The sequence below is a fragment of the Streptomyces sp. URMC 123 genome (genome assembly GCF_051386515.1).
Lineage (GTDB): Bacteria > Actinomycetota > Actinomycetes > Streptomycetales > Streptomycetaceae > Streptomyces.
The window spans coordinates 1-2,985 of sequence record NZ_JBPQTV010000510.1 but is presented as its reverse complement, the minus strand read 5'-3'; the positions used below and the strand labels follow the sequence as shown (position 1 = coordinate 2,985).

Annotated in this window: 3 protein-coding genes; 1 reads left to right on the top strand and 2 read right to left on the bottom strand. The window is 74.1% G+C overall.

The genetic code is table 11. The features are described from left to right. Positions 1–259 precede the first annotated feature (259 nt). Positions 260–1,909 carry a carboxylesterase/lipase family protein gene (locus ACSNOD_RS30105; protein WP_436770250.1) on the top strand — a complete coding sequence of 550 codons (1,650 nt, stop codon included), beginning with the start codon at positions 260–262 and terminating at the stop codon, positions 1,907–1,909. A gap of 61 nt (positions 1,910–1,970) precedes the next feature. Here ACSNOD_RS30105 and ACSNOD_RS30100 read toward each other — a convergent pair whose 3' ends face one another. After that, a complete protein-coding gene (locus tag ACSNOD_RS30100; RefSeq protein ID WP_436770249.1) occupies positions 1,971–2,258 on the bottom strand; it encodes a hypothetical protein in 288 nt (95 codons plus the stop codon). A gap of 13 nt (positions 2,259–2,271) precedes the next feature. Next, the gene (locus ACSNOD_RS30095; protein ID WP_436770248.1) at positions 2,272–2,760 is read right to left on the bottom strand and encodes a GNAT family N-acetyltransferase; all 489 of its coding nucleotides are present in this window, start codon (positions 2,758–2,760) and stop codon (positions 2,272–2,274) included. Between the last annotated feature and the right edge of the window lie 225 nt (positions 2,761–2,985).

The window sequence follows — 2,985 nt, the reverse complement described above, 5'->3', positions numbered from 1 at the left end:
GTGTGGATGGGGGTCCGCATCCTCATGGCCGCCCGGCGCCGCTCGCCACTCGCCGCTCGCCACTCGCCGCTGCGGAGGAGCGCCCCTCCCCCACCACCCCGTACTCCCGCCGTCGCGGGCGAACACGCTTTCTCCCTCCTGCCGACGATGCGCGGCCCGCTCAACTCCTCCCATAGTGGACATGTCCGGTGTGCGAGGGCGGTCTCGTGGTCATGCCGGGGGACACGGGAGGGCGTCCATGCCGGCAGGGAAACGACGGGTGGTCCGCGCGGCTCTCGCCGGTGCGGCGGTGTTCCTGACGGGCGCGATCGCGCCCCCGCCCGCCGCCGCGGCCGCCGATCCCCGGCCCGTGGTGCGCACCGACGCGGGAGAGGTGCGCGGCGTACGGTCCGGCGATCACCGGCTCTTCCAGGGCATCCCCTACGCCGCGCCCCCGACGGGGGAGCACCGCTGGGCGGCGCCTCGGCCCGTGGAGCCGTGGCGCGGTGTCCGGGACGCGAGCCGGCCCGGTCCGTTGTGCCCGCAGGTGCCGTCCGCGTACGCGAACTCCGCGAGCGAGGAGGAGGACTGCCTGGTCCTCAACGTCACCGCCCCCGCCACGGCCACGGACGCGACCACGACCACGACCACGACCACGACCAACGGCAAGCGCCCCCTGCCGGTCGTGGTCTGGATTCACGGCGACGGCACGGTGGGCGGGGGCCACTTCTTCGACGCCCGGCGGCTCGCCTCCCGAGGGGTGCTCGTCGTCACGGTCAACTACCGCCTGGGGGTCTTCGGCGGTCTCGCCCTGCCCGGTCTGAAGGGGTCGGGGACGTTCGCCCTGCAGGACCAGCAGGCGGCGCTGCGGTGGGTGCGGCGCAACGCCCGGGCGTTCGGCGGCGACCCGGGCGAGGTGACCGTCGCCGGCTCCTCCTTCGGGGCGGCGGCCATCACCGCGCATCTGACCTCGCCCGGTGCGCGTGGGCTGTTCCACCGGGCCGTCCTGTCGAGCGGCGAGGGCATGATGGACATGCCGGCCGGTGCCATGGGCCCGGGCATGCCCGCGTACACCTGGTACACCTGGCGCACCCTCCCCGAACTGCGGCGGACGGGCGTCGAGATGGCCTCGGCCCTCGGCTGCGAGGGCGGGGACCGGAGCCGGGACACGGCCGGGGTCCTGCGGTGTCTGCGGGCGCTGCCGGTAAAGGAGGTGCTGAAGGTCCCCTTCATCATGAACGCCTTCCAGGCGTTCGCCTTCGGGAACGAGATGCTCCCGGAGCTGCCGGAGAAGGCGCTGCGCGAGGGCCGTTTCCATCGGGTGCCGGTGCTGTCCGGAGCCACCCGGGACGAGCACCGGCTGTTCGTGGGCCTGTCGTACGACGCGGTCGGCAGGCCCCTCACCGCCGCGCAGTACGACGAGGCGCTCGTCACGGCCTTCGGCGAGCACGCGGGCGCCGTGCGCGCCGAGTACCCGCTGAAGGACTTCCCCTCCCCGGCGCTCGCCTGGGCCACGGTCGTCACCGACCGGATGTGGGCGCGCGGCACGCATGCGCAGAACACGGCGCTGGGCCGGCACGTGCCGACGTACGCGTACGAGTTCGCCGACCGCGACGCGCCGATGTATCTGCCGCTGCCGGCCGACTTTCCCTTCGGGGCCTATCACGCGGCCGACACGCCGTACGTCTTCGAGGACGAGGCCGCGCAGTCCCGCTTCACCCGGGCCCAGCTGCGGCTGTCGGACACCATCACCGACTACTGGGCCGCCTTCGCCCGTACGGGTGCGCCGAACGGGCCGGGCCTGCCGGCCTGGCCGCGGTTCGAGCCGGCGGCGGGCGTGCCGCACACGCAGTCGCTCGCCCCGCACCGCGTCGGCCCCGTCGACTACGCCGGCGAGCACCGGCTGGCGTTCTGGCACCGCCTGCCCTGACCGGCCCGGCCCGGCCCAGCCCAGCCCGTTCCCCCCGGCCGCCGGCTCCCCCGGCGTCACTTCACGGCGTGTCGTCCGGGATGATGCCCTCGTCGATGGCCGCGGCCCGGAGCAGGATGGCGGCGTTCCACAGGCCGATGCGGTCCAGGGCCGGGATCGACAGCCGGATGATCTCCCGGTCCAGCTCCGCCATCCGCTCGCCGCAGCGGTTCCGCTCGGCGAGCTCCCGCGGGTCCTCCGTCAGTCGGAACCGGTCCACGACCGCCGCCATCTCGGCGCGCTCCCGCTCCATCTCCCGCAGGGGCCGCAGGGTCTCCAGAACCTCTTCATCGGTCGGTACGTCGTTCATGCCGGAGATCATCTCATTCGCGCGCGTCCGGGGGCGGGGCCGGCCGGTCGAGGGTGAGCTTGAAGCCCACGTGCGTCGGCTCGAAGCCCAGCCGGGTGTAGAAGCGGTGCGCGTCCTCGCGGGTGGCGTCGGAGGTGAGTTGGACGAGCCCGCAGCCGCGCTGGCGCGCGTGCTCCACGCACCAGGTGATGAGCCGCGCGCCGAGTCCGGCGCCCCGGATCGCCGAGGAGACGCGCACGCCCTCGATCTGGGCGCGGGTCGTGGCCCGGCGCGAGAGCCCCGGAAGGATCGTCAGCTGCGCGGTGCCGACGACGGTGCCGGCGCGGACGGCCACGATCAGGGTGTGGCGCGGGTCCCGGTCGATCTCGGCGAACGCCCGCAGATAGGGCGCGAGGTCGTCGGGGCTCTCGCGCGAGGCGCCCAGCGGGTCGTCGGCGAGGAGGGCGACGATGTCCTTGACGTCCTCGCCGGTGGCTTCCCGCAGGACGATGTCGTCGGTCATGCGTGCTCCCCCATGATGCGCGGTTCGTGGTACGCGTTCGTGGTTCACGGTCGGTCATACGCGGCCGGTCGTACGCGGGCAGTCGTACGCGGCCGGTCGTGCGCCGGCGATCATTGTGCCGGGCGGCCCCCCGGGCCCACCGACCGGGGGCGCGTCGGAGATCCGTACGATCGGTCGATGGTCCCGCCGCCTTCGCCCCCTCCATTTCCTTCACCCCCCTCATCC

Bases quoted from the DNA above. Each gene is read 5' to 3' on its own strand.
- ACSNOD_RS30095 (WP_436770248.1), bottom strand. From the start codon at position 2,760: ATGACCGACGACATCGTCCTGCGGGAAGCCACCGGCGAGGACGTCAAG.
- ACSNOD_RS30100 (WP_436770249.1), bottom strand. From the start codon at position 2,258: ATGAACGACGTACCGACCGATGAAGAGGTTCTGGAGACCCTGCGGCCC.